This is a genomic window from Xanthomonas sp. NCPPB 1062 (assembly GCF_041481705.2).
Lineage (GTDB): Bacteria > Pseudomonadota > Gammaproteobacteria > Xanthomonadales > Xanthomonadaceae > Xanthomonas > Xanthomonas euvesicatoria.
In genome coordinates, this window is the sequence record NZ_CM192987.1 from 2,197,531 (window position 1) to 2,220,315 (window position 22,785).

Annotated in this window: 17 protein-coding genes; 8 read left to right on the plus strand and 9 right to left on the minus strand. The window is 63.8% G+C overall.

All coding sequences use genetic code 11. From position 1 onward, the window contains the following. Positions 1 to 32 precede the first annotated feature (32 nt). The 9 genes from ACCQ16_RS09705 to ACCQ16_RS09745 form a co-directional block, all read right to left on the minus strand. The gene (locus ACCQ16_RS09705) at positions 33 to 2,306 is read right to left on the minus strand and encodes a methyl-accepting chemotaxis protein (protein WP_277573125.1); all 2,274 of its coding nucleotides are present in this window, start codon (positions 2,304 to 2,306) and stop codon (positions 33 to 35) included. 309 nt (positions 2,307 to 2,615) lie between these two features. Continuing rightward, entirely contained in the window at positions 2,616 to 4,901 is a 2,286-nt protein-coding gene (locus tag ACCQ16_RS09710; RefSeq protein ID WP_031422483.1) for a methyl-accepting chemotaxis protein, read from the minus strand. Between the two features lie 243 nt (positions 4,902 to 5,144). Continuing rightward, positions 5,145 to 7,154 (minus strand): chemotaxis protein CheA, encoded by a 2,010-nt coding sequence (locus tag ACCQ16_RS09715; protein WP_008577777.1) that lies wholly within the window; start codon positions 7,152 to 7,154, stop codon positions 5,145 to 5,147. 33 nt (positions 7,155 to 7,187) lie between these two features. Next, the gene (locus ACCQ16_RS09720; RefSeq protein ID WP_002806565.1) at positions 7,188 to 7,553 is read right to left on the minus strand and encodes a response regulator; all 366 of its coding nucleotides are present in this window, start codon (positions 7,551 to 7,553) and stop codon (positions 7,188 to 7,190) included. Continuing rightward, entirely contained in the window at positions 7,550 to 7,858 is a 309-nt protein-coding gene (locus tag ACCQ16_RS09725) for an STAS domain-containing protein (RefSeq protein ID WP_003489692.1), read from the minus strand. The genes ACCQ16_RS09720 and ACCQ16_RS09725 overlap by 4 nt, the downstream gene beginning before the upstream one ends. A 102-nt stretch (positions 7,859 to 7,960) precedes the next feature. Then, a complete protein-coding gene (locus ACCQ16_RS09730) occupies positions 7,961 to 9,235 on the minus strand; it encodes a chemotaxis protein CheW (protein WP_372380328.1) in 1,275 nt (424 codons plus the stop codon). Next, positions 9,232 to 10,014, minus strand: a complete 783-nt coding sequence (locus tag ACCQ16_RS09735; protein ID WP_003489696.1) for a ParA family protein — start codon at positions 10,012 to 10,014, stop codon at positions 9,232 to 9,234. Before ACCQ16_RS09735 ends, ACCQ16_RS09730 begins: the two co-directional genes overlap by 4 nt. A 1-nt stretch (position 10,015) precedes the next feature. Next, positions 10,016 to 10,990: a flagellar motor protein MotD gene (gene motD, locus ACCQ16_RS09740; RefSeq protein WP_011347247.1), complete on the minus strand. Its 975-nt coding sequence runs from the start codon at positions 10,988 to 10,990 to the stop codon at positions 10,016 to 10,018. 6 nt (positions 10,991 to 10,996) lie between these two features. After that, entirely contained in the window at positions 10,997 to 11,737 is a 741-nt protein-coding gene (locus ACCQ16_RS09745; protein ID WP_008576379.1) for a flagellar motor protein, read from the minus strand. 788 nt (positions 11,738 to 12,525) lie between these two features. Here ACCQ16_RS09745 and ACCQ16_RS09750 point away from each other — a divergent pair. The 8 genes from ACCQ16_RS09750 to ACCQ16_RS09785 all read left to right on the plus strand — a co-directional run bounded on the left by ACCQ16_RS09750 (position 12,526) and on the right by ACCQ16_RS09785 (position 22,511). Then, positions 12,526 to 15,681 (plus strand): TonB-dependent receptor, encoded by a 3,156-nt coding sequence (locus ACCQ16_RS09750; RefSeq protein ID WP_277573123.1) that lies wholly within the window; start codon positions 12,526 to 12,528, stop codon positions 15,679 to 15,681. A gap of 105 nt (positions 15,682 to 15,786) precedes the next feature. After that, entirely contained in the window at positions 15,787 to 18,732 is a 2,946-nt protein-coding gene (locus ACCQ16_RS09755; protein ID WP_075243704.1) for a DEAD/DEAH box helicase, read from the plus strand. A gap of 471 nt (positions 18,733 to 19,203) precedes the next feature. Beyond that, positions 19,204 to 19,479, plus strand: coding sequence for a hypothetical protein (locus tag ACCQ16_RS09760; RefSeq protein ID WP_277573122.1), 276 nt, complete (start codon positions 19,204 to 19,206; stop codon positions 19,477 to 19,479). Next, a complete protein-coding gene (locus ACCQ16_RS09765; protein ID WP_277573121.1) occupies positions 19,476 to 19,892 on the plus strand; it encodes a SymE family type I addiction module toxin in 417 nt (138 codons plus the stop codon). Before ACCQ16_RS09760 ends, ACCQ16_RS09765 begins: the two co-directional genes overlap by 4 nt. Positions 19,893 to 19,927: 35 nt before the next feature. Continuing rightward, positions 19,928 to 20,617: a hypothetical protein gene (locus tag ACCQ16_RS09770; RefSeq protein ID WP_343237588.1), complete on the plus strand. Its 690-nt coding sequence runs from the start codon at positions 19,928 to 19,930 to the stop codon at positions 20,615 to 20,617. Between the two features lie 20 nt (positions 20,618 to 20,637). Then, positions 20,638 to 20,799, plus strand: coding sequence for a hypothetical protein (locus tag ACCQ16_RS09775; protein WP_372380329.1), 162 nt, complete (start codon positions 20,638 to 20,640; stop codon positions 20,797 to 20,799). Positions 20,800 to 20,813: 14 nt separating this feature from the next. After that, complete coding sequence (locus ACCQ16_RS09780) at positions 20,814 to 21,317, plus strand: acyltransferase family protein (RefSeq protein ID WP_277573119.1); 504 nt, start codon at positions 20,814 to 20,816, stop codon at positions 21,315 to 21,317. Positions 21,318 to 21,599: 282 nt separating this feature from the next. After that, the gene (locus tag ACCQ16_RS09785; RefSeq protein ID WP_277573118.1) at positions 21,600 to 22,511 is read left to right on the plus strand and encodes a CPBP family intramembrane glutamic endopeptidase; all 912 of its coding nucleotides are present in this window, start codon (positions 21,600 to 21,602) and stop codon (positions 22,509 to 22,511) included. Positions 22,512 to 22,785 lie beyond the last annotated feature (274 nt).

Genomic DNA, 22,785 nt, shown 5'->3' on the forward strand with positions numbered 1-22,785 from the left:
TCTGATCCGGCGGCCGTGTATCTGCAGTGGGCTCAGAACTCCTGCCAGTTCGACTCGCTGTTGCCGGCCGCGGCAGCCAGCCGGCGTTGCGCTGGGGCGGGGGTGGCGCTGGGTTTTGTAACAGCCGAGCCGGTCACCCGTTTGGCAGCGCTGGCCGACGTGGCGGCGGCCAGGCGCAGCGGCGCAGGGCGCTTGGCCGCAGGTGCCACACCGGCGACCTGCTGCACCTTGAAGATCGATACCGCATCGGACAACTGACCGGCTTGCTCTTCCATTGCACGTGCCGCGGCCGTGGCTTCTTCCACCAGCGCCGCGTTCTGCTGGGTGGTCTCGTCCATCTGCGTCACGGTGAGGTTGACCTGCTCGATCCCGGCCGACTGTTCCTGCGAGGCGGCAGAAATCTCGCCCATGATGTCGGTGACGCGCTGCACGCTGGCGACGATGTCGGCCATGGTCTTGCCGGCCTGGTCCACCAGGACGGAGCCTTCGGCGACCTTGCCCACCGAGTCGTCGATGAGGTGCTTGATCTCCTTGGCTGCGCCGGCCGAGCGCTGGGCGAGCGTGCGCACTTCGCTGGCCACCACCGCGAATCCGCGGCCCTGGTCGCCCGCGCGTGCCGCTTCCACTGCGGCGTTCAACGCCAGGATGTTGGTCTGGAAGGCAATGCCGTCGATGACGGAGATGATATCGGCGATCTTCTTCGACGAGACTTCGATGTCGGCCATGGTGGACACCACCTTGCCGACCACGTCGCCGCCTTGCGACGCCACAGCCGCCGCGCCGATCGCAAGCTGGTTGGCCTGGCGTGCGCCTTCGGCGTTCTGCCTGACGGTGGAGGTGAGCTCCTCCATCGAGGCCGCGGTTTCTTCCAGGTTGGCGGCCTGCTGCTCGGTGCGCTGCGACAGATCGTTGTTGCCGGCGGCGATCTCGCTGGCCGCGGTATTGATCGACACCGTGGCGTGCTGGATGCGCCCGACAATGCTGGAGAGCTGTTCGGTGGTGGCGTTGGCATCGTCGCGCATCTGCGCGAACACGCCGTTGAACTCGCCCTGCATGCGCTGGGTGAGATCACCTGCAGCAATGGCCTGCAGCACCTTCGACAGCGCGCCCAAATTACCGTCGGCGGTGGCCATCAGCCGGTTGAGGCTTTCCACCATTGCCAGGAAATCGTGCTGGAAACGCGCCGTATCGCCGCGTACGCTGAAGTCGCCATCGGCCGCAGCCTGGGCCAGCAGTTTGATCTCGCTGTTCATCGCCGTCAGGTTGGATTTGACGGTGTCCATGGTCTCGCTCAACACGGCTTCTTCGCCCGGCAGGCGGTCCATGTCCTGGCTCAGGTCGCCGATGGCGTAGCGCGACATGATCTGCGCGAGCTTGAGCTTGACCGCGATATGCGCATCTACCAGAGCATTGGTATCGCGCACCATGCTGCCGTATTGCCCGGGAAACGCATCCTGGTCCATGCGGAAGCTGATCTTGCCGCTGTCGTGCTGGCGGGCCATCTCCTGCTGCGCGGCGGCAACGGCCTTGAGCTGCTCCTGCATGCCGCGCATGCTGGTCAACAACTGGCCGGGCTCATCGCCCGGCTGCGGGCCGATCGGGTGATCCAGATCGCCGTGGGCGATCGCATCGGCGACCTGCGTGGCCTGCTTCAGCGGCCGCACCAGGCTGGCCGAGATCAGCCACGCCAACGCGGCGGCCAGGCCGGCCGCGAGCAGGCCGAAGGCGATCAAGGCACGGTTTGCCAGCGCCACGCTGCCCAGGATGGTGGCCGCGCCGGCGGCATTCTGCTGATTCTGCAATTCCACCGCGGCAGCAATCGCCTTGGAGCGGCGCTCCAGCAACGGCTGCGCCTGCCCACTGAGCAGCTGCTTTGCGCCCTCCAGGTGGCCTTCGCGTACCAGGCCCAGCAGCCGGTTGTTGGTGGTGCGGGCAGCGGTGAGGCTGTCTTCGATGGCCTGCCGTGCACGCAGGCCGTCGCTATTGGTCGGCAGCTGTTTCAACGCGGTCCACAGTTGTGCGTAATGTTCGCGATTGGCCTTGAGCTGCGCATCGACAGCGGGCCGCTGCTGCGGGCTCGCCAGCATGAAGTCGCGGATGTAGCGCTCGCCGAGCATGTTGCTCTCGCGCATCTGACTGAGCAGCGCTGCCTTGCGGTTATTGACCTCGACGATGATCGCGACCTGATGTTGGACGGTCTTGAACTGGGACAGCGCCAGGGCGGTGGAGCCGGCAAGCAACGCGATCAGCAACGCGAATGCCACCGCCAGGCGTCGCCCGACGGTCATGGAATGCAGGAATTTCATGGTGTTTCTCTCTGGGGAGGGTGGAAAAGAGATACACCGGTAGCGTTCGCCACCCGGAATTCTGAAGTCGCATGTTGCATTGCAGCATGCTGGCGTTCATGGTGCTCGGTGGGGCCAGCGCGAGGCATGGCCAAGCGATGCATCGCGCAGGCATCCCGGCTGCGAGAATCTGCTGCCGTATTGGATGCAGGGATGCGTGCGCGTGAGCGTTGCTACAACCCGCACGCGCCAAAAAAAAAGCCCCGACATCGCTGCCGGGGCTTGCTCATGCTTGGTCGCCTTATCGCCTGCTCCACGCAGAGGTGGCGCTCAGAACTCCTGCCAACTCGACTCGCCGTTGGCGGCTGCGGCAATCACCGGGCGTGGCGTTGCTGTGGCCGTGGCCGCGACACCGGCCGATGCAGGGGCGCGCTTGGTCGTGGCCGATCTGGCAGCGCCTGGCTTGGCGGCGGCCAGGCGCGGCGGAGCAGGGCGCTTGGCTGCAGTGGCCACGGCAGCGACCTGCTGCACCTTGAAGATCGACACCGCATCGGACAGCTGACCGGCCTGCTCTTCCATCGCACGCGCCGCGGCCGTGGCTTCTTCCACCAGCGCTGCGTTCTGCTGGGTGGCTTCGTCCATCTGCGTCACGGTGAGGTTGACCTGCTCGATCCCGGCCGACTGTTCCTGCGAGGCGGCAGAAATCTCGCCCATGATGTCGGTGACGCGCTGCACGCTGGCGACGATGTCGGCCATGGTCTTGCCGGCCTGGTCCACCAGGACGGAGCCTTCGGCGACCTTGCTCACCGAGTCGTCGATGAGGTGCTTGATCTCCTTTGCCGCGCCGGCCGAACGCTGCGCCAGCGTGCGCACTTCCGAGGCGACCACGGCAAAACCACGGCCCTGCTCGCCGGCACGCGCTGCTTCCACGGCGGCATTCAAGGCCAGGATATTGGTCTGGAAGGCGATGCCGTCGATCACGCTGATGATGTCGGCGATCTTCTTCGAGGACACTTCGATGCCGGACATGGTGGTCACCACCTGCGCCACTACGCTGCCGCCTTGCGAGGCCACCGTGGCCGCACCGATGGCGAGCTGGTTGGCCTGGCGCGCATGCTCGGCGTTCTGGCGCACGGTGGAGGTGAGTTCCTCCATCGAGGCAGCGGTTTCTTCCAGGTTGGCCGCCTGCTGCTCGGTGCGCTGCGACAGATCGTTGTTGCCGGCGGCAATCTCGCTGGCCGCGGTATTGATCGACAAGGTGGCGTGCTGGATGCGCCCAACGATATCGGCAAGTTGCGCGGTGGTGGTATTGGCATCGTCGCGCATCCGGGCGAACACGCCATTGAACTGGCCTTGCATGCGCTCGGTGAGATCGCCCGCGGCAATGGACTGCAACAGCTTCGACAGCGCGCTCAGGTTGGCATCGGCGGTCGCCATCAACTGGTTGAGGCTCTCCACCATCGCCTGGAAATCGTACTGAAAACGTGCGGTGTCGCCGCGCACGCTGAAGTCGCCGTTGGCAGCGGCCTGCGCCAGCAGCTTGATCTCGCCGTTCATCGCCGACAGGTTGGCCTTGACGGTATCCATGGTGGAACTGAGCACGGCCTTCTCGCCGGGCAGGCGGTCCATGTCCTGGCTGAAGTCGCCGATGGCGTAGCACGACATGATCTGCGCGAGTTTCATCTTGACCGCGATATGCGAGCCGACCAGGCTGTTGGTGTCGCGCACCATGGTGCCGTAGTCGCCTGGAAACGCATCGTGTTCCATGCGGTAGCTGATCTGGCCGGCTTCGTGGCGCTTGGCCATTTCCGACTGCGCTGCGAGCACGGCCTGCAATTGCCGCTGCATGCCTTCCATGCTGTGTAGCAGTTGCCCGGCTTCGTCGCGGCTGTCGACGTGGATGGCGTTATCCAGTTTGCCCTGTGCGATGGCACTGGCCACCCGCGTGGCGCGAGCGAGCGGGCCGGCGATGCTGCGGGCGATGAACCAACCGGCAAATGCAGCCAGCAGCACGACCAGCACCATCGCCACGAGCATGACCTGCACCGAGCGTTGATAGGTCGCCTCGGCCTGCGCGATCTCGCTGTCCATGTGGGCGACGTTGAACTTGGTCAGCTCGACCAATTTCGCGAACAGGTCGCGCCGCGCCGGGCGCGATTGCTCATCGGAAACGCGATTGGCAGTGACCAGATCGCCGGCACGCACCGCGGCGCTGAGTGCGGCGTTGGCCTTGTAGTACGCGTCCAGTTTCAGTTTGACCTCGTCGTACAACTCGGTCTCTCTGCCGGCCGTGGTGGTCTTGGCGTAGGCGTCCTGCGCCGTCGCGACGTCGGCGCGCGCCTTGTCCATGCGTTCGAAATAATTCTGCACCGCCTTCGGATCGTCGGCGTGTGCCAGCTGGGCAAGTTCGTAGGTGCGGAATTCGCCGAGCAATGCGCGCATTTCGCTCAGTTGCTGCACGGCCGGTGCCCACACGGTGCCGATCTCGCGCAACAGATGTGCGCTGGACTGCATGCGCACGAGCGCAAACCCGCCCAGGCTCAAGGTGATCAACGCGGTAAAGGAAAACGCCACGGCCAACTTGCGGGCAACGGCAAGATTGCGGAACCAGTTCATAGCGGTCTTCTCGTATTGCAGAGAACGACTGGCCTCGTGGGCGCCCGTCAGTGGTTGGGCGAATGACGATGGCAGCGTCGAAAGATCCGGACAAAGGGCCAGAATCTCCGCCGGTCGTGTCGGGCCGGACGGGTGTTGCTAATGCCGGCAGTCCCCATACTGCCGGCGATCGCTCCAGCACCCATCGTGCATCGATGGCGTGGTGGAGCCTTGCGCCGCGGCATCCACGCCGCGGCGAGTGCATTACGCGGCTTGCGGTACCTTGAGCGAGCGCACCAGTCCACCGATGTCCACGATCAGCGAGACCCGCCCATCGCCGAGGATGGTGGCGCCGGAAACGCCCGGGATGCGGCGGTAATTGTTCTCGATGTTCTTGACCACCACCTGCTGCTGGCCGAGCAACTCGTCCACTTCCAGCGCGATCTTCTGGCCGTCGCCTTCGACCACCACCACCAGCGATTCCTTGGAGGACTGTTGCCCGCCGAAGCCGTAGTAATTGGTGAGCGAGAGGATCGGCAGATATTCGCCACGCACCCGCAATACCCGACCGTCGCCGGCCATCGCGCGGACGTCTTCCGGTGCCGGCTGCAGGGCTTCAAGCACGTAGGACAGCGGCAGGATCAGGGTTTCGCCGGCGACCGAAACGGTCATGCCGTCCAGAATGGCCAGGGTCAGCGGCAGGCGGATCAACACGCGGGTACCGCTGCCGGCGTTGCTTTCCAGCTGCACTTCGCCACCCAGGCCCTGGATGTTGCGGCGGACCACGTCCATGCCCACGCCACGACCGGACAGGTCGGTCACCGCATCGGCGGTGGAGAAGCCCGGTGCGAAGATCAAGTCCCACACCTGCGCATCGGTCGGGTTGTCCGGCACGGCGATGCCGCGTTCGGCCGCTTTTTCCAGGATCTTGGCGCGATTGAGACCGCGGCCGTCGTCGCTGACTTCGATCACGATGTGGCCACCCTGGTGCGATGCCGCCAGGGTAATCGTGCCGGTTTCGTCCTTGCCGGAGGCGCGGCGCGCATCGGGCATTTCCAGGCCGTGGTCGATCGAGTTGCGCACCAGGTGCACCAACGGATCGGCGATCTTTTCGATCAGGCCCTTGTCCAGCTCGGTGCTTTCGCCAATGGTGCGCAGGCGCACTTGCTTGCCGAGGCGGCTGGAGAGGTCGCGTACCAGGCGCGGGAAGCGGCGGAACACCGCATCCACCGGCAGCATGCGCACGCCGATGACCGCTTCCTGCAGATCGCGGGTATTGCGCTCGAGCAGATCCAGGCCGGCGAACAGCTGTTCGGCATGCGCCGGGTCCAGGCCGGTGGAGACCTGCTTGAGCATGGCCTGGGTGATCACCAGTTCGCCGACCAGATTGATCAATGCATCGACCTTGTCGACGCTGACGCGGATCGAGCTTTCGGCTTCGGCAGCGGCGGCCTTGGCCGGTGTCGCCGCGGCGGCAGCAGGTTCGGCAGCGGCGCCCGGTGCAGCGGCAACGGCTGCAACCGGTGCGGCCGCCGGAGCGTCCACGGCCAGGCTCGGCGGCGGGCCGGGCACGGCCATCGGGCGGATGTCCAGTTCGCAGTCGTCCACCACCCAGGCAAAGGTGTCTTCGATCTTGCTGCGCGGAATCTTGCCGATCAGGCCCAGGTCCCACGCCAGATACGCTTCCAGCGGATCGATGTTTTCAAAACCCGGCATGCGCTCCAGACGCGCGGCGATCTGCAGCGGGCCCAGGTGTTCGAGCTCGCGGATGATGCGCAGCGGGTCGTTGCCGCTCATGAACAGCGACGGCGCCGGCGTGAAACCGATGTGCCAGGCTTCGGGTTCTTCTTCCTTGGGCTTGGCGACCGCCGCGGCGGCCGGCGCTTCGCCAGCGAGCACGGCATTCAACCGGGTGTGCACGGCCTTGACCGCAGCCGGATCGGCCGGGGTGCCGTGTTCGGCTTCGCGCAACAGGGCGCGCAGCACATCGACCGAGCCAAGCATGGCATCGACCGCATTGGGTTCGAGCTGGCGCTTGTTGGAGCGCAGCTCGTCCAGCAGCGTCTCCAGCACGTGGGTCAGCCCTGCGACGGCGTCGAAACCGAAGGTGGCAGCGCCGCCCTTGATCGAGTGCGCGGCGCGAAACACCGAGTTGATGATTTCCGGGTCGCGGTTGCCTTCTTCAAGCGACAGCAGCCCGGCCTCCATCGCGTCGAGCCCTTCACGGCTTTCCTCGAAAAAGGTGGCGTGGAAACGTTGCAGGTCCATGCTCATGGGCGTGAAATCCGAAGCTGAAGCGAGGAGGGTTTAACCGAGAACTTTCTGCACGGTGGCGATCAGCTGTTCTGGGTTGAACGGCTTGACCAGCCAACCGGTGGCGCCGGCTGCCTTGCCTTCGGATTTCTTGTCGGCCGCCGACTCGGTGGTGAGCATGAGCATCGGGGTGAACTTGTAGTCCGGCAGCTGGCGCAGCTCGCGGATCAGCGAGATGCCGTCCATGTTGGGCATGTTCACGTCGGTGACCACCGCATTGAAGCGCTGGCCCTTCGCGCGGCCCAGCGCAACGGCGCCGTCTTCGGCTTCTTCGACGGCAAAGCCGGCAGAGGTGAGGGCGAAAGAGACCATCTGGCGCATCGACGCCGAATCGTCCACCACCAAGATACGTGCGCTCATGCGGCGTTCTCCACAGATTTCAGGTTGTCATTGGATGCGGGGAGTCCGAGCGCGTCGGTGACGCCGAGCAGACGCGCTGCATCCCTAAAAGTGTCGTTGCAGCCATCGAATTCGGTGTGCAGGCCGGCCTGGCGGCGGCTCTGCACAAAGGCGCAGAGCAACTGCACGCTGGCGGTGTGGATGCGTCGGACTTCACCGGCATCAAGCACCAGGTCGCCGTCCTGGGTGAGGAATCCGGCAAGCTTTTGCTTGAGGTCGGCGCTGGTCTCGATGCCGAGATCCTCACCCAATGTCACTGTGCTCATTGTTGCTCCGAACGGATGGTTCTATGCGTACTAACGGCGGGGGGCGGAAAAGCTTTAACGGTGAATCGTTGTGCGTGCAGGTGCGAGCAAGCTAGGCGCGCATCAATGCAGCAGATGGGTGGCATCGAGCAGGATCATCGGCTGATGGCCCAGACGTGCGACACCGCGGAACAGGTTGTTGTAGATGCGGCACAGCCGGGCGTTGTCCGGCGGCTCGATCTGCTGATCGGTGAGGCTGGTGACGTCTTCCACGGCCGACACGCGCAGGCCCATGGTTTCGCCGTTTTCTTCCAGCACCACCACGCGGGTCTGCAGGTCCATGTCCACCGGCGAAGAGCCCAGGTGGATGCCCAGATCGATCACCGGGACCACCTGGCCCCGCAGGTTCATGATGCCCAGCATGGCGCTGGGCGTGCCGCGCAGCGGCAGCAGCGGCACCGGCAGCACCACTTCCTGCACCTTGAGCAATTCCAGTGCATAGGTCTGCTCGCCGCAGCGCAGACGCAGCCAGCGGGTGCTGCGTTCGCTGGCGCGGCGTTCGGCGTGAATCTTGTCGGCCTGGCCGGGCGCCAGCAGTGCCTGCAGCCCGGTCGGTGCCGGCGCGCGTGCCGGCGCCGGTGCCGCACGGGGGGCCGGGGCGGGCGCCGGTGCCGGGGCGGGTGCAGGCACCGCGACCGGTGCGGCCTCCAGCCCGAAGGCCGGGTCGGCATCCATTTCTGCCAGCAGATCGGCGGTGATCAGGTCCACTGCAGTGGGCGCGGTTCCGAACGCCGGATCGGCATCCATTTCGGCCAGGAAGTCGGCGGCGATGTCGGCGGCGCTGGGCGCGGCGTTGACCGGCGGGGCGAAGGCCGGGTCGGCGTCCATTTCGGCCAGGAAGTCGGCGGCAATGTCGGCGGCGCTGGGCGCGGCGTTGACCGGCGGGGCGAAGGCCGGGTCGGCGTCCATTTCGGCCAGGAAGTCGGCGGCGATGTCGGCAGCGCTGGGCGCGGCCTTGACCGGCGGTGCGAAGGCCGGGTCGGCATCCATTTCGGCCAGGAAGTCGGCGGCGATGTCGGCGGCGCTGGGCGTGGCCTTGACCGGCGGTGCGAAGGCCGGGTCGGCATCCATTTCGGCCAGGAAATCGGCGGCGATCGCATCGGCGCTGCGCGCTGCGGCAATCGCGTTGGAGGTGGCAGCTTCGGAGACGGTAGCGGCTTCGGGAAGTGCGGCCGTCTCGACCGGCGGCTCGGCCAGCGCAAGATCTGCATGCGCAAGTGCCGGCGTTTCGACCGTGGCTGCGGTGGCCGCAGGTGGGGCAACGCTCTCCACGCCCGCATCGTGCAGCAGGCCTTCCAGATAATCGTCCAATTCACCGTTGGCGGTGGGGTTGCTCATGCGGCTTGCTCCATACGCATCGCGTCATCGGCCAGCACCCATTCCAGCGCGCGGCGATACGCGGACAGGCCGCGGCCCTGATAGTCGCCGCCAACGGCGGGCACGGTCAGGGCGGCGGCGTTGCAGATTCGGGTGTCCACCGGCACCGCGTCTTCCCAGACGACCGGGCCGTAGGTGGCCTGCATTTCCTTCAGCGTTTCGGTGCCGGCGCGGGTGCGGCGGTCGAACAGCGTAGGCAGGATCGACACCGGCAGCTCGCGCCGGCGCGAGCGCTGCACCATGTCGGCGGTGCGCACCATGCTGGCCAGGCCATGCAGGGCAAGCGGCTCGGCCTGGGTCGGCACCACCACGCGGTCGCAGGCGGCCAGTGCGTTGATCATCAGCAGGCCCAGGGTTGGCGGGCAGTCCAGCAGGATGTAGTCGTGCTGGCCGGCATGCCGGGTCATGGCGTTCTGCAGCGCCAGGCCCAGGCCGGGCTGGTTGGCGCTGCGGCGTTCCAGCGTGGCCAATGCGGCTTGCGCGCACACATACGACAGGCCCGGAATGCTGCTTTCATGCGCCAGGCTGGCCAGGTCGCTTGGCGGAGTGCCGAACAGGTCCAGCACCCCGCGCGGCGGCGGGTCGATCGCCACGCCGAAGGCGCGGGTGAGCGAGGAGTGCGGATCGAGGTCGATCAACAAGACGCGGTGGCCGAGCGCGGCCAGGCCGCGACCCAATGCCAGCGTCGTGGTGGTCTTGCCGACGCCGCCCTTTTGGTTGGCGATTGCCCAGATACGCATGTCACTGCACTCCTTGAATTACGGCGGGGACGGAACTTGTGCCGCTTTCGGTGGTGACGGCCGTTTGGCCGCCGTCAGACTTGGGAAGCTTGGGCGCCCCGGCGGCGGTCGCATTTAATTGCGATGGCGGATCGGGTGCGAGTGAGCCAGCCGAGTCAGCGAGGATGATCAACACCACACGCCGGTTCGCATTCCGTCCCGCCTCAGTGCTGTTATCGGCACGTGCGCGGAATTCTCCATAGCCCACCATCGCCAATCGTTGCGGGGCGATGCCGTCGTCGGCGAACAGGTGCACCACGCTGGCCGCACGCGCCGCCGACAGCTCCCAGTTGGAGGGGAACTGCGCCGTGGCGATGGGCTGGTTATCGGTATAGCCCTCCACGCGCACGCCATTGGGCGCATCGCGCAGCACCGAGGCCAGCGTGGACAACGTCCCGCGGGCGCCGCCGGCCAGGGTGGCCGAGCCGGTGCCGAACAGGATGTCGCTGTTGATCTCCACCTCGATCCACAGATCGTTGCGGCGGATGGTGATCAGTTGCTTGTCGATCAGCGGGGCCAGCGTCTTGCTCAGCTGTTGCTCCACTGCATCCATCTGCCGCTGTGCGCGCGCCAGTTGCGCCTGGTTGCGCAGCGACACCGGCATGCGCATCTGCGCGGCCATCGACGGCAGCAGGGTGGGGTCGGTCGGGCCATTGGAGGCCGCCATCGGCGCGCCGGCCTTTATCACGGATGGGCGGTCGTAATCGGCGCCCAGGGTCTGGGTCTTGCCCAGCTGCACCGGGCTGGCCTTGTTCGACGAGCCACCGAAGGCGCTGGTCAGCGCTTGCGCCATGACCTTGTATTTGCCTTCGTTGAGCGAAGAGATGGCGTACATCACCACGAAGAACGCCAGCAGCAGCGTCATCAGATCGGCATACGGAATCGCCCACGCTTCGTGGTTGCCATGTTCTTCGTGGTGTTTGCGACGACGGGCCATAACGCGCTAATGCAAGTAGCCTGCCAATTTCGACTCGATGTTGCGCGGGTTCTCGCCCTGGGCGATGGCGATCAGGCCTTCGATCGCCATTTCGCGCTCATTGGTGCTGCAATGGATCACGCTCTTGAGCTTGGCGGCGACCGGCAGGAACAGCAGGTTGGCCGAGGCGATGCCGTAGATGGTGGCGGTGAAGGCTGCGGCGATGCCATGCCCGAGCATGGCCGGGTCGGCCAGGTTCTTCATCACCGCCATCAGGCCCAGTACCGCGCCGATGATGCCCAGGGTGGGCGCATAGATGCCCATGCCCTCGAATACCTTGGCCGCGGCAAGATCCTGACGCTCCTGGTTGTCCACTTCGATTTCCAGCATGTGGCGCATGGATTCGGGCTCCACGCCATCGACCAGCATCTGCAGGCCTTTGCGCAGAAAGGCATCGTCCTGACGCGGCAACTGGTCTTCCAGGCCCAGCAGGCCCTGGCGACGGGCGATATTGCTCCACTCGACGATACGCGCCACCAACTGCGGGCGATCGCTGGCCGGCGGCTGGATCACCCAGCGCAGGATCTTGAACGCGCGCCGGAAAACCGCCGGCGAGGTATGCAGCAGGATCGCCGCCACCGTGCCGACGATGACGATCACGAAGGCAGCCGGCGACCACAGCGACGAAATGCCGGCACCTTTCAACACGCTGCCGCCCACGATCGCCACGATCGCCAGCACCAGTCCGATTACGCTGAGTCTGTCCATGCATGCGGTATCGGCCCAGGCCCGGCGGACTTGATAGATGCGCCCGGTTGGCGCGCCAGAAAGTTGTCGTTCCGGGGGATGGGTCTGCGAATTGCCGACGTCGTTGCGGGCAATCGCGCGGGCGGGGACCGGTTCCCCGGTCGTAGAAGGTCTCGGTGAACTCAGTGGTGCCTCAGGTCAGCCCATGCGTTACCGAGGCGGACACAGGAAGACACGACCGACGCGGCACTAAAGCCCCTCTCCCGCCGGGAGAGGGGTTGGGGTGAGGGTACGTCCATGCGCAGCTTCTGGTCCCCGGCTTAGGTGAGGGCGCGAGCGCGGCCGGGAACCGTCTCTTCGACTCTGCAACATTCTTGATAACTCGCCATCACCGCACGTCCCTGTAATGGCGATAGCCGGCAAGCGACGTGCTGTGGCCATGGGCAAGAGGTGCCGACACGCAGTTCGACCCTGCTTCTCGCTGAGCTCGGTGGGTGATGGAACGCGCGCAGGCGCCACGGTAAACCGCTTGCGCCTGGTTGCAGGCGAGGGCGCTTTGCGGGCCGTGATCCAGCGGTTGCTGCAGCAGGCAAGCTGTAGCGTGTCGCGTGCAAGCGTGGCGCTTGCAACGCCGCCGGCCTGCTGCGCGGCAGAATGCGTTGGCGCATGGGCTGTGCTACTTAGGTTTGCACGGCATTAGAACGATCTAATCGCATCCGCGCAGAAAAGGGGAGAGGACCAGTAAAACCGGGCGCCGCAACGGTGCTGGATGTTTTTGCGTTACTTCGCGCGGCGTTGTTGTCCGGTCGTTGGATCGATACAAAGCCGCCGAGGCCGATCACCATTGGGAGAGCACGACCGAAATGAACTGCACGCCATTCGCACGCAACCGCAGCACGCTGTACGCCGGTATCGCCATCGCCTTGTTCGCGAGCGCCGCCTCCACCACTGTCTCCGCCCAGCAGGCCGACGGCACGCCGGCGCCCACGGGCCAGGCCGCGATGCAGGCCACGGACCTGGACGCAGTGACGGTGACCGGCTACCGCTACGCGATCGAAAAAAGTCTGGAGCAAAAGCGCAACGCCAACGCCGTGGTCGATGTCATCACCGCCGAGGACGTGGGCAAGTTCCCCGACAAGAACGTGGCCGATGCGCTGCAGCGCGTGCCCGGCGTGGTCATCAGCCGCGACGGTGGCGAGGGCAAGAACGTCAGCGTGCGCGGTTTGTCCTCGGAGCTGGTGCTGACCGAATTGAACGGCAACTACATCGCCACCGCCGAATCCAACGGCGACCCGACGCGCTCGTTCAACTACACGCTGCTGCCGTCGAACCTGCTGGGCAGCGCGGAGCTGTACAAGACGCCGGAAGCGCGCATCGACGAAGGCGGCATCGGCGGCACGGTGATCCTGCAGACGCGGCGCCCGCTGGAACTGGAGCCACATTCCGGCTTCGTCTCCGCCGAGGGCACCTGGTCCGATACAAGCAAAAAGACCGACGGCCAGTTCTCCGGTTCGTACTCCTGGCATGACAAGGACAACCGCTTCGGTGTCTTCGTTGGCTACACGCAGCAAAAGCGCACCGCACGCACGCTCGATGCCAGTACCGAGAGCTGGCAGTGGTACGGCCGCGACGAAGGCGGCCCGGCGGTCGACGTCAACGGCAATCCGTCGGACTTCAACGCCAACTGGTGGGGCGGCACCGGTTTCTGGAACCAGGACGGCAATTACTCCACCGGTTTCATGATGCCGACGGCGGTCAGCCTGGACGCCAAGCGCGAGGAGCGCGAGCGCAAGGGCGGGCAACTGACCCTGCAGTTCAAGCCCACCGACGACCTGACCCTGACCGCGAACTACTTCCGCTTTGACCTGTCGCAGAATTCGCAGACCAATACCATCAAGATTCCCGAGTGGAACATTGCCCGCTATTACGGCGACGGCAACTGGCGCGGCGGCCGCCTGCTCGACGGGCTGCAGTTCGATCCCAGCGGCACCATTGTCACTGGCGCCGCCTACAGCCTGCGGCCGGGCAAGACCTACTATTGCAGCGAGGCGCAGGCCGCGGCGGCCGGCCTACCGCCGGGCGGCTGGGGCTCGGACGACTGCACCGTGCCGACGCCGCAGATCACCGGCAGCTACAACATCGAAAAATCGCAGTCGCAGACAGTGGACCTGGGCGGCGAATGGCGTGGCGAGCAGGTGGACGTAGCGTTCAAGGCCGGCCGCACCTGGGCCAAGGGCGGGCCGGAGCTGCAGTTTTCCCTGCCGATCAAGCCGCGCCTGCAGAACGCCGACGGCAGCTGGACCAATGGCAATTTCGCCAGCGCCTGGGACCTGACCGGCACCCCAAGCATGACCTTCTCGCCGGAGCTGATGCAAAACCTGCGCGACGGCATCCTGCAGGTCGACCTGGGCTCGACCGGCTCGTCCTGGACCCGCAACACCAACCAGCAGCAGTACGCGCAGATCGATACCACCTGGCATTTCGATGGCGAGGTCTTCGACTCGCTGCAGTTCGGCATCAAACGGCGCGACGGCGGCATCCACCGCAATACCGGCAACAACTACTGGGTGTGCCCGGGCACCGACCCGGGCGACTACGACAACCGCTACTGGAACGGGCGCTGCAATGCCATCGCCACGCAGTTCTCGCCGGGCCTGCTGTTCGCGCAGGACAACCTGGCCGGTGGATTCAACGCCAGCGCGTTCCCGTCGATCAACTTCCCCGGCTACATCGGCTATTTGAACCAGACCTACGGCGCGATGCAGACCCGCAGCGAAGACAACTTCGTCTACAACGTCGACGAGGAGATCTATTCCACCTACCTGCAACTCAACTTCCACACCGAGCGGCTGCGTGGCAACGTCGGCGTGCGGGTGGCGCGCACCGGCCAGCGTGCCGATTCCACCGACAAGGTGACCGCCTACAACGACTACTTCTTCGATGGCGCCGATGGCAATCCGCTGGCCTGCCAGCAGGGCGCCGCCATGCCCGGCGGCGCCCCGGCCGACACCTATTGCGGCACCGAAGGCTACTGGCGTTTGTCCGACAGCGTGCAACGCACCGAGTCGTTCGTGGTCAGCGGGCTGGACCGCAACTACACCGACGTGCTGCCGAGTTTCAACCTGGCCTACGACCTGACCGAGAACCTGCTGCTGCGCGCGGCAGCGTCGAAGGTGATCGCACGCCCCAGCTACAACGACATCGCCGCGCCTGGCAGCCTGGAGTTCTACAGCCCCGAGTACGTGGCCGACCGGCGCCTGACCGGCGGTGCCAGCGAGCAGGGCTGGTACGGCTCGGGCAGCAACAAGAACCTGGAGCCGTACAAGGCCAACCAGTTCGACCTGGGGCTGGAATGGTATTTCCACCCGGGCTCGGTGGCGGGCGTGGGACTGTTCCGCAAGAACGTGGAGAACTTCGCGGTCGACGTGATCAGCGACGTGAACATGATGGTCGACGGGCAACCGGTCACCGTGCAGAACTACAGCACCCAGGCCGGTGGCCAGGACGCGGTCTCGCAGGGTGTGGAGCTCTACGCGCAGCACACGCTGCCATTCGGTCTTGGTGTGCAGTTCAACTACACCTACAACGATGCCAGCAAGGCGGCGGTGCGGCTGGAGGACGGCACCGAGGCCGGCGAGACCGCCATGCCGGGCAGCGCCAGAAACCAGACCAACCTCACCGTGTTCTACGAGACCGACAGCCTGCTGCTGCGCGCCTCGTACAACCGTCGCGGTGAGCTGGTGCAAGGCCTGGTCAACGGGTTGAACGTCTTTGAGGAGCCGTACTACCAGATCGATCTGAACGCCGCGTACAACATCACCCCGGCGCTCAGCCTCACCGCCTCGGTGCTGAACCTGACCAAGCAGGAGTCCCGCTCGCACCTGGGCGAGGACACCCGCGCCCGTTTCTACACCGGCGGATACGCAGGCCGGCTGGCGTACCTGGGGCTGACCTATAAGTTCTAGTTCCCAGCGTGTCGCGCCCATGCCTGCCGCGTGGCGGTGTGGGCGCGATGGTAAAGAAGTGAATCTGGAGCCGTTATTTGAAGTCGACTTGTCAGGGGTAGATCAATGGATGTTGATGTCGAGTTTTACCGCGAGAACGTGGTTTACCGCAGTTGGGCCGACCACAACCTGAATTTCGCTATCATGGGGCCAGCCAATGGGTTCGCTGGATTTCGGAAGCCCCAACGCGCTGCTGCGTTTGCTGTTTTTTCCCATCTCGATTCCGATCCCGGAGTGCCAGGGACCGTTGTTATGCCTACCGGCACGGGAAAAACGGACACGATCTTCGCAATCATCATAGCGGGTCGGTTCCGACGCACACTGCTGATCGTGCCATCTGATGCGCTTCGCACCCAGATAGGCGATCGATTAACCAGCTTGCAACGCCTACGGACCATCAATGCGATTTCCGACGACATTCTTTCACCGATAGTCCATCGCATTGATGGTCGCGGTGCTGCAGTCGACGTGCAAGCCATCGAAGCCTCCAACGTCACCATCGCGACGCCTGCCGCGTTGGCCCAACTGGGTGACAACGAACTGGAAGCCTTTGCAGCGCACTTCAGTCACCTCATCTTTGACGAGGCTCACCATGTTGCCGCCGTGACGTGGGGACGCATTCGAAATGCTTTCGGCTCCAAACCGGCAATCTACTTCACTGCGACGCCGTTCCGCCTCGACCAGCAACGGTTGGAAGGCAAGATCATCTTCAACTATAGCCTGAGCCAAGCGCAGCGAGACAACTACTTCCAGAAGATTGATTTCTTCCCTGTTCGTGAATATGTAACCAGCGAGATTGATCGGACCATCGCAGCCAAAGCCGTTGAGCTGCTAACCAATGACCTGGAAGCGGGTTTCGATCACATTCTCATGGCGCGATGCGCCAAGATATCCAAGGCTAACCGGATAATTGAGCTGTACAGTGAATTGGGACCGGAATTTGAGCCAGTTGTCATCCACAGTAAGAGCAATCGAACGAAGGAGCGGGATCTAGAGCGCATACGAACCCGGCAAAGTCGTATCGTGGTCTGCGTCGACATGTTCGGCGAGGGTTTTGACTTGCCTGAGCTAAAGATCGCCGCAATCCACGATCAGCATCAAAGCCCAGCGGTCACACTGCAATTTATTGGTCGCCTGACCCGAACGGACACGCGACTGGGAACCGCAAAGTTCGTCGCCAACATCGCTAACCAGCGTGCGGATAGCCCCATGAAGCGTCTCTTTGAAGAGAACGCGGACTGGAGTTTGATCATTCGTGAAGTCAGCACTGAGCGTATCGGACGAGAGCTGCAGCGCCAGGAATTTGAATCAAGGTTCGAAGGCGATTCTGAGGGAGCGAAGATCGCGGCTCTCAATCCAGCACCTAACATCAGCTGCCTCGCCTACCGCCTGACGAAATCGAACTGGCGTCCCCGTGCCGTAAAAAGCCTAGGCTCGCCGAGCGAGACGCTTCAGTTGCACTCAGTGAGCGACGACGAATCGATTGTAATGGCTGTTTCCCATGAGACCGCTCCGGTTGCCTGGGCGAGAAGCGAGTCTATCTATGGCTCGACTTGGCACCTATATCTCGCCTACTACCGGCAAAGCGATTCAACCCTTTTCATCTCATGCACCGGGGACGAGCGGCAGACCTCTCGTTTTCAGGCTCTTGTTGCACCGTCGGCACGTCGCATCAACGGCGACGACGTCTTTCGCATCATGTATGGGATTAACCGACTGAAGCTACAGAACGTTGGCCTTAGCAGATCTGGTCGTGACGTACGGTTTACCATGCACGTTGGGCAAGACGTCAACCGGGTCATGGACGACCTTGAGAGTGGCCGGTCTATCAAGTCCAACATTTTTGGCGTTGGACACGCAGACGGGGAGAGCACTACCGCAGGATGTTCGGCCAAGGGCAAGCTCTGGAAGATGGATTCCGGCGCCGTTGACGATTGGGTGCGTTGGTGCGACGTCGTCGCCTCGAAGATCAACAACTCCGCAATCGATACAGCCGCCATCCTTCGAAACGTCATGCGAGCTGAGAAGCTAAGCGGCCGTTGGCCGGACGGAATCTTCTTCGCCGACTGGCCGGATGCGCTAGGTGTCGAAACCGAAGGGCGCTGCGCGATCACCGTCAATGGGGAATCCTACCCATTGCTCAACACCAAACTGGGACAGCCGGTCAAGGAGAGTGATGACACCCTAGCCATTGCATTGTCGGCCATTTCGCCCAACGGCGACGAGCGGGCTCTGACAACCATTCGGATACACCTTCAGAGTGATGGCTACCGATACTCGAGTGATCGCGCCACTCTGCTTATCGGCAGTAAAGAACACGATCTCAATGACTACCTGGATCGCGAGCGCATGCGATTACTACAGGCCGACGGGTCCATCCTCATTGGCGACTATCGCTATTTCACCCACGCCACGCTTAATGTCCCGCTGCCGGCCACTCTTCTATCGACTTGGAACTGGGGAAGCACCAACATCCATAGGGAGTCGATGGCTCATCCCGCGGACTTCGATTCGGTCCAAGGCTTCACACTTCAAAAGATTGTCGATAGCTACGACATCATCTTCAACGATGACGGCGCCGGTGAGATTGCCGACCTTGTCGCGATCCGGGAAGCACCCGATCACATCGCGGTGGATCTCTACCACTGCAAATACTGCGGTAGCGGTCAACGACCGGGAGCGCGTGTGGACGACGCGTATGTGGTGGCTGGGCAGGCAAGCAGGTCTGCGAAATGGCTTCATAAGGGCCCCGCGCTCTTCCAGCGCCTGCTAGATCGTTACAGCGCGGGCGAAGTCAGTGGTACCCAACGACTACTGAAGGGCACGCCGCCGCAGATCGACGTCTTGAGGCTCAAAGCGCGGGATATTGAAATGCGGATGGGGTTCTTCATTGTGCAGCCTGCTTTTTCTGCCGCTAGTGTTACCGACAGTGTAATGACTGTGCTTGGTACTAGTTACATGTATCTGCGTGATATTGCGAACGTCGACCTGCGCGTGATCGCTAGCCCTTGAGGCCGAGAAATAACTGTTCCAAGAAATAACTGTTCCAGGTGTACTTCCACGCAGCATGGCCGTCGCCAAACCATTAGCGCCCATGCCTGCCACGCGTCTGGACCGTAACGGGGGGAGGTGCACTTATCAGGCGACGGCGTTCGGCTTGCGTGGCCCTTATGGAACTGCGCCAGCGGCGCACACAGCCGCGCGAGACTCGCCAGCGTGTATTGACACGCCAGACCGTGTACTTGCAATCTAGTCCCAAGGAGCGTCGAAACTCCTCTAGTAGCGGTACCCACCTCCGTCAAACCGGTGGGTTTTTTGTGCCTGCATCCTGCAGGTGCAAGCCGACGCAATGCCTGTGTCGGGAGGGCGGCTAATACAACACCCGCAAGGGGAATACGCCCGCCGGCTACTAGCGGTTTCGAACCTCCCGACATCCCGTCGCCGTTGGCGGCGGTTCTTGGGTTGTTCCAGGAGGGCATTGCCATGTCTACCGCACCATCCATGCCGGCATCTGTGCCGGTTGATCTGTTGCCAGCTTTCGCCCACAGCTTGCTGAGCGAGGTAGGCGAAGTGCTGCGCCGACTGGCCGCACGCGCGGCCGTTGAGCAGGCCAGCGACGATCTTGCGCAGCAGTTGCTCAACCAGCCCGGCGTGTTGTCGCAGGCCTTGCATCGCCTTTCTGCACGCATCGACGTGGCGTTGCAGCAGTGCGTCGCTGCACCTAGTAGCGCTACCCGCAGCCAATCGGAGGCGCCATGACACGCCACCGCTCACCCACCACATCTGCCAGCGCACGGCCCACCCGCACGCGTACGCGCCCCACGCCGACCAAACGGGTGCAGTGGGTCGTTGTGGAGCCCGACCGCACCAAGCTGCCACCGATGCTGCCGCCCGACCCGGACGCCTCCCCGCAAGGCCCCGGCACGCTGCGCGCACCCCGCCGCGCCCGCCGCCCGCGCCAATGCACGGTCAGCTACACCCATTACCCCGGCGCCCACGACCACGCCGGCGACCAGCACGTGCCCCACGTCCGCCTCAGCGGCCTATGGCTGGAACAACTGGGCTTTGCCATCGGCACCAAGCTGCGCATCACCGCCAGCGAAGGGCAGCTGCTGATGGAGGTGTTGCCGCCGGTGGAGATGCCGGCCAAGCCACGCAGCGTGCGGCGATGATGGTGCGGCTGCCAGAGACCTTGCGATTGACCTGAGTGCCGGAGGCCACTAGCGTCGCAGCCATACCAGCGCACAACGGACGCTTCATGCTCGCGCGCCCCCTCTACGCCTTGCTCGCCGCCTTCGCCCTGGGCGCATGCGCCCACACGGCGGCCACGCCAGCCCCGGCAACCGTCACCGAGACATCTCCCATGCGTTCCTCATCTGATTCCGCACTCACTCCCGCTGGCAGCGAGCCTAGCGGGCCGATACGAACGGGAGAAGATGCACTCACGCGCATGCTTGCGTTGATTCAAGCTATTGACGGACTGGACGATCTGACACCTGACTATCTGCAGTCCAAAATGGGGGTCCCGGTGACGCGTGCGGCAGCTGATCCCAAGCGTTATGGCGGCAGTGCTCCGCTTACCGGTGAGTGGGGTTACAGCTTTGGCATGGACCAGACGCCTACTGCAGGGCGCTGGTTCGAGTTCACTTTTATTCCAGCGCAAGCGGGTGCTTCCCCATCCATGACGGAGATCTGCGGGATCGATTTCGATGCATTTACCAAGAAACTGGAAAACATCGGGTTTGTACGTCAACGCAACATGGTGGAAGACGGGCGATGGATGAGTGATTTCTTCAGCCGCCCAGGCATGCGCGTGGAGGTGTTTCCACGAGGTGAGGCTGATGCAACGCAGGAGCGGGTGGAGCACCACTGCGTTGAATGGATCTACATTCGTTAATCCAAGGGACGGTCATACCATTGAGTCCACAGGCGCAAGCGATTGTTGACGACTTCGGGCGCCAGCTAGGCGTTTATCTTCGCGCCATGCAGCAGGTTGGATTGATTGGCTTCGAGGAATCGTCATTCGAGACGATAGTGGATGCCGTGCATCAATACGGCATGCGTACCATTACGGCTTAAATAGGAAGTCAGCCATGAACTGTGACATCCCGCTGCACTTGGCCAATGGGAAAACATACTTAAGTATTTTTGGCCCATTCGTGTTCGCTCTGGCTTTCGTTGCGTTTCTGTACTTTGCTGGCAAAACCCCGACATCGCTGAAGAAGGGGGCTCTTGTGATCGTTGTCTTGGCCAATGTAGCGATAGCCGGTTTCTTGGTCTGGCAAGCTAGGAGCGCACGCGTGAGCATCAGTGGGAATGCCCTCATGCTGCGGGCCGGGACGGATAGTGTCGTTGTGCCATTGGGCGCCTTGCGTTGGGACGAAGCAGCAGACGCTAGCGCTATGCGCTTTCCCTTCCGTAAGGCGGGGACCGGCCTTCCCGGGATGCACGTCGGTTGGTTCCGTCGAGAGGGAGGCGGCGATGCCTTCCTGCTGCGCTCTTCGGAGCCCGCTACGCTTATCCCAACCACTAAGCAATTCGCTGTGGTCATTCCTGCCACCGCTTACGAACAAGCGCGCAAATGCGTTTATAAATAACGGTTCCAGGTGCACTTCTTTCGTCATCCGCACCTAAAGGGAACTGTGCGTCCATCGCCGGTGTGCGCAAGGGCCGCGGGGCCGGCTACGGCGTTCTACGAAACCTTCTTTCAATCGAACCATCCGGCGATGCGGTCTGGAGCCGGAACTTGCTGAAGAAGTGAACCTGGAAGCGTTATTTGTCGATTCATCGGCGGCTTCTGTGGCTTGGTCGCAAACGGGTTGCCACGCCCCCGCGCGGATGGCAACTTGCAGCGGCGATCACGTCGACCTAGAGCCCCCATGACCCCCGTTGCCCTGTATTCGCCCGATCCGGCCCGCGGCTGGCTGCCCTGGGCCTGGCTGACGCCGATCCTGATGATCCTGCTCAACGCGGTACCGGTGATCGCGCTGGACGAGTGGATGCAGTCGCAGCATTGGTCGACTCCTCGCGGCGATCCGATCGGCCTAGCTGGCTTGTATGCGCTGCTGTGGATCGGCTTCGCGCCGACGCTGGCGGCCGTACTCGCCTGGGTACGCTTCGTCGAAGGGCGCTCGCTTGCGAGTATCGGGCTGACCGGTCCGGCGCCGCTGAAGACTTTCCTGCGCGGACTGGCCGTTGGATTCGGCACGATCGCGCTGGTCGCAGTCGCGATCTGGATGGCTGGCGGCATGCAGGCGGCGGGCTTGGGGCAGGCCTGGCGTTCGCCCATCAGTCTGCTGCACATCGGTCTGCTGCTATTGAGTTTCATGTTCCAGGCGAGCGTGGAGGAAGTCATCTTCCGCGGCTGGATGCTGTCGGTGGTGGCGCGCAAGACCAATGTCGCGGTGGCAGTGCTGCTGGTGTCGCTTGTTTTCTGCTTCCTGCATTTCAGTCCGCACCAGCCGCCCCGGGTCATGCTCGGCAAGTTCCTGTTCTCGCTGTTCGCCTGCGCCTGGGCGCTGCGGACCGGCAATATCTGGGGCGTGATGGGCTGGCACGCGGGGTGGAACTGGTTGCTCGCGACCGGCTTCGAACTGCCCGTCACCGGCATCAATGTGCACTTGCCGGCGCTGCTGGTGGCGCTGCGCCCGCAAGGCCTCGACACCCTGACCGGTGGCGCGGAAGGGCCGGAAGGCAGTTACCTGTGCAGCGTCTTCTTCGTCGCCGCGATCGCGTGGATCCAGTGGCGAACGACGCGCGGAGCTCAGAACTTCTCGCAGACCAGCAGATAACGCCACTGCCCGGGCGGCATCGCCCCGTCCGGGCCCTTGCCGATCGGATGCTGGTTCGCGCCGTACCGGCGACGACCACGCAATGGAGCGTCTGCTAGCGCTCGGTGGGCCGATCGACGCTCCGCTACGGGGCTTGTCGGTAGGGTAGGGGAACTGCTATCCAATATTAGAATTAGGGGTGTTTATCGAAGCTACGAGAAATTGAGTTCCTCGGTGAAGGTCGATGGCAAACTGGCCATGCCGGCGCTCGCGCCGATAGGTAATACTGAGGCTT

Bases quoted from the DNA above. Each gene is read 5' to 3' on its own strand.
- ACCQ16_RS09705 (WP_277573125.1), bottom strand. From the start codon at position 2,306: ATGAAATTCCTGCATTCCATGACCGTCGGGCGACGCCTGGCGGTGGCA.
- ACCQ16_RS09710 (WP_031422483.1), bottom strand. From the start codon at position 4,901: ATGAACTGGTTCCGCAATCTTGCCGTTGCCCGCAAGTTGGCCGTGGCG.
- ACCQ16_RS09715 (WP_008577777.1), bottom strand. From the start codon at position 7,154: ATGAGCATGGACCTGCAACGTTTCCACGCCACCTTTTTCGAGGAAAGC.
- ACCQ16_RS09720 (WP_002806565.1), bottom strand. From the start codon at position 7,553: ATGAGCGCACGTATCTTGGTGGTGGACGATTCGGCGTCGATGCGCCAG.
- ACCQ16_RS09725 (WP_003489692.1), bottom strand. From the start codon at position 7,858: ATGAGCACAGTGACATTGGGTGAGGATCTCGGCATCGAGACCAGCGCC.
- ACCQ16_RS09730 (WP_372380328.1), bottom strand. From the start codon at position 9,235: ATGAGCAACCCCACCGCCAACGGTGAATTGGACGATTATCTGGAAGGC.
- ACCQ16_RS09735 (WP_003489696.1), bottom strand. From the start codon at position 10,014: ATGCGTATCTGGGCAATCGCCAACCAAAAGGGCGGCGTCGGCAAGACC.
- motD (WP_011347247.1), bottom strand. From the start codon at position 10,990: ATGGCCCGTCGTCGCAAACACCACGAAGAACATGGCAACCACGAAGCG.
- ACCQ16_RS09745 (WP_008576379.1), bottom strand. From the start codon at position 11,737: ATGGACAGACTCAGCGTAATCGGACTGGTGCTGGCGATCGTGGCGATC.
- ACCQ16_RS09755 (WP_075243704.1), top strand. From the start codon at position 15,787: ATGGATGTTGATGTCGAGTTTTACCGCGAGAACGTGGTTTACCGCAGT.
- ACCQ16_RS09760 (WP_277573122.1), top strand. From the start codon at position 19,204: ATGTCTACCGCACCATCCATGCCGGCATCTGTGCCGGTTGATCTGTTG.
- ACCQ16_RS09765 (WP_277573121.1), top strand. From the start codon at position 19,476: ATGACACGCCACCGCTCACCCACCACATCTGCCAGCGCACGGCCCACC.
- ACCQ16_RS09780 (WP_277573119.1), top strand. From the start codon at position 20,814: ATGAACTGTGACATCCCGCTGCACTTGGCCAATGGGAAAACATACTTA.
- ACCQ16_RS09785 (WP_277573118.1), top strand. From the start codon at position 21,600: ATGACCCCCGTTGCCCTGTATTCGCCCGATCCGGCCCGCGGCTGGCTG.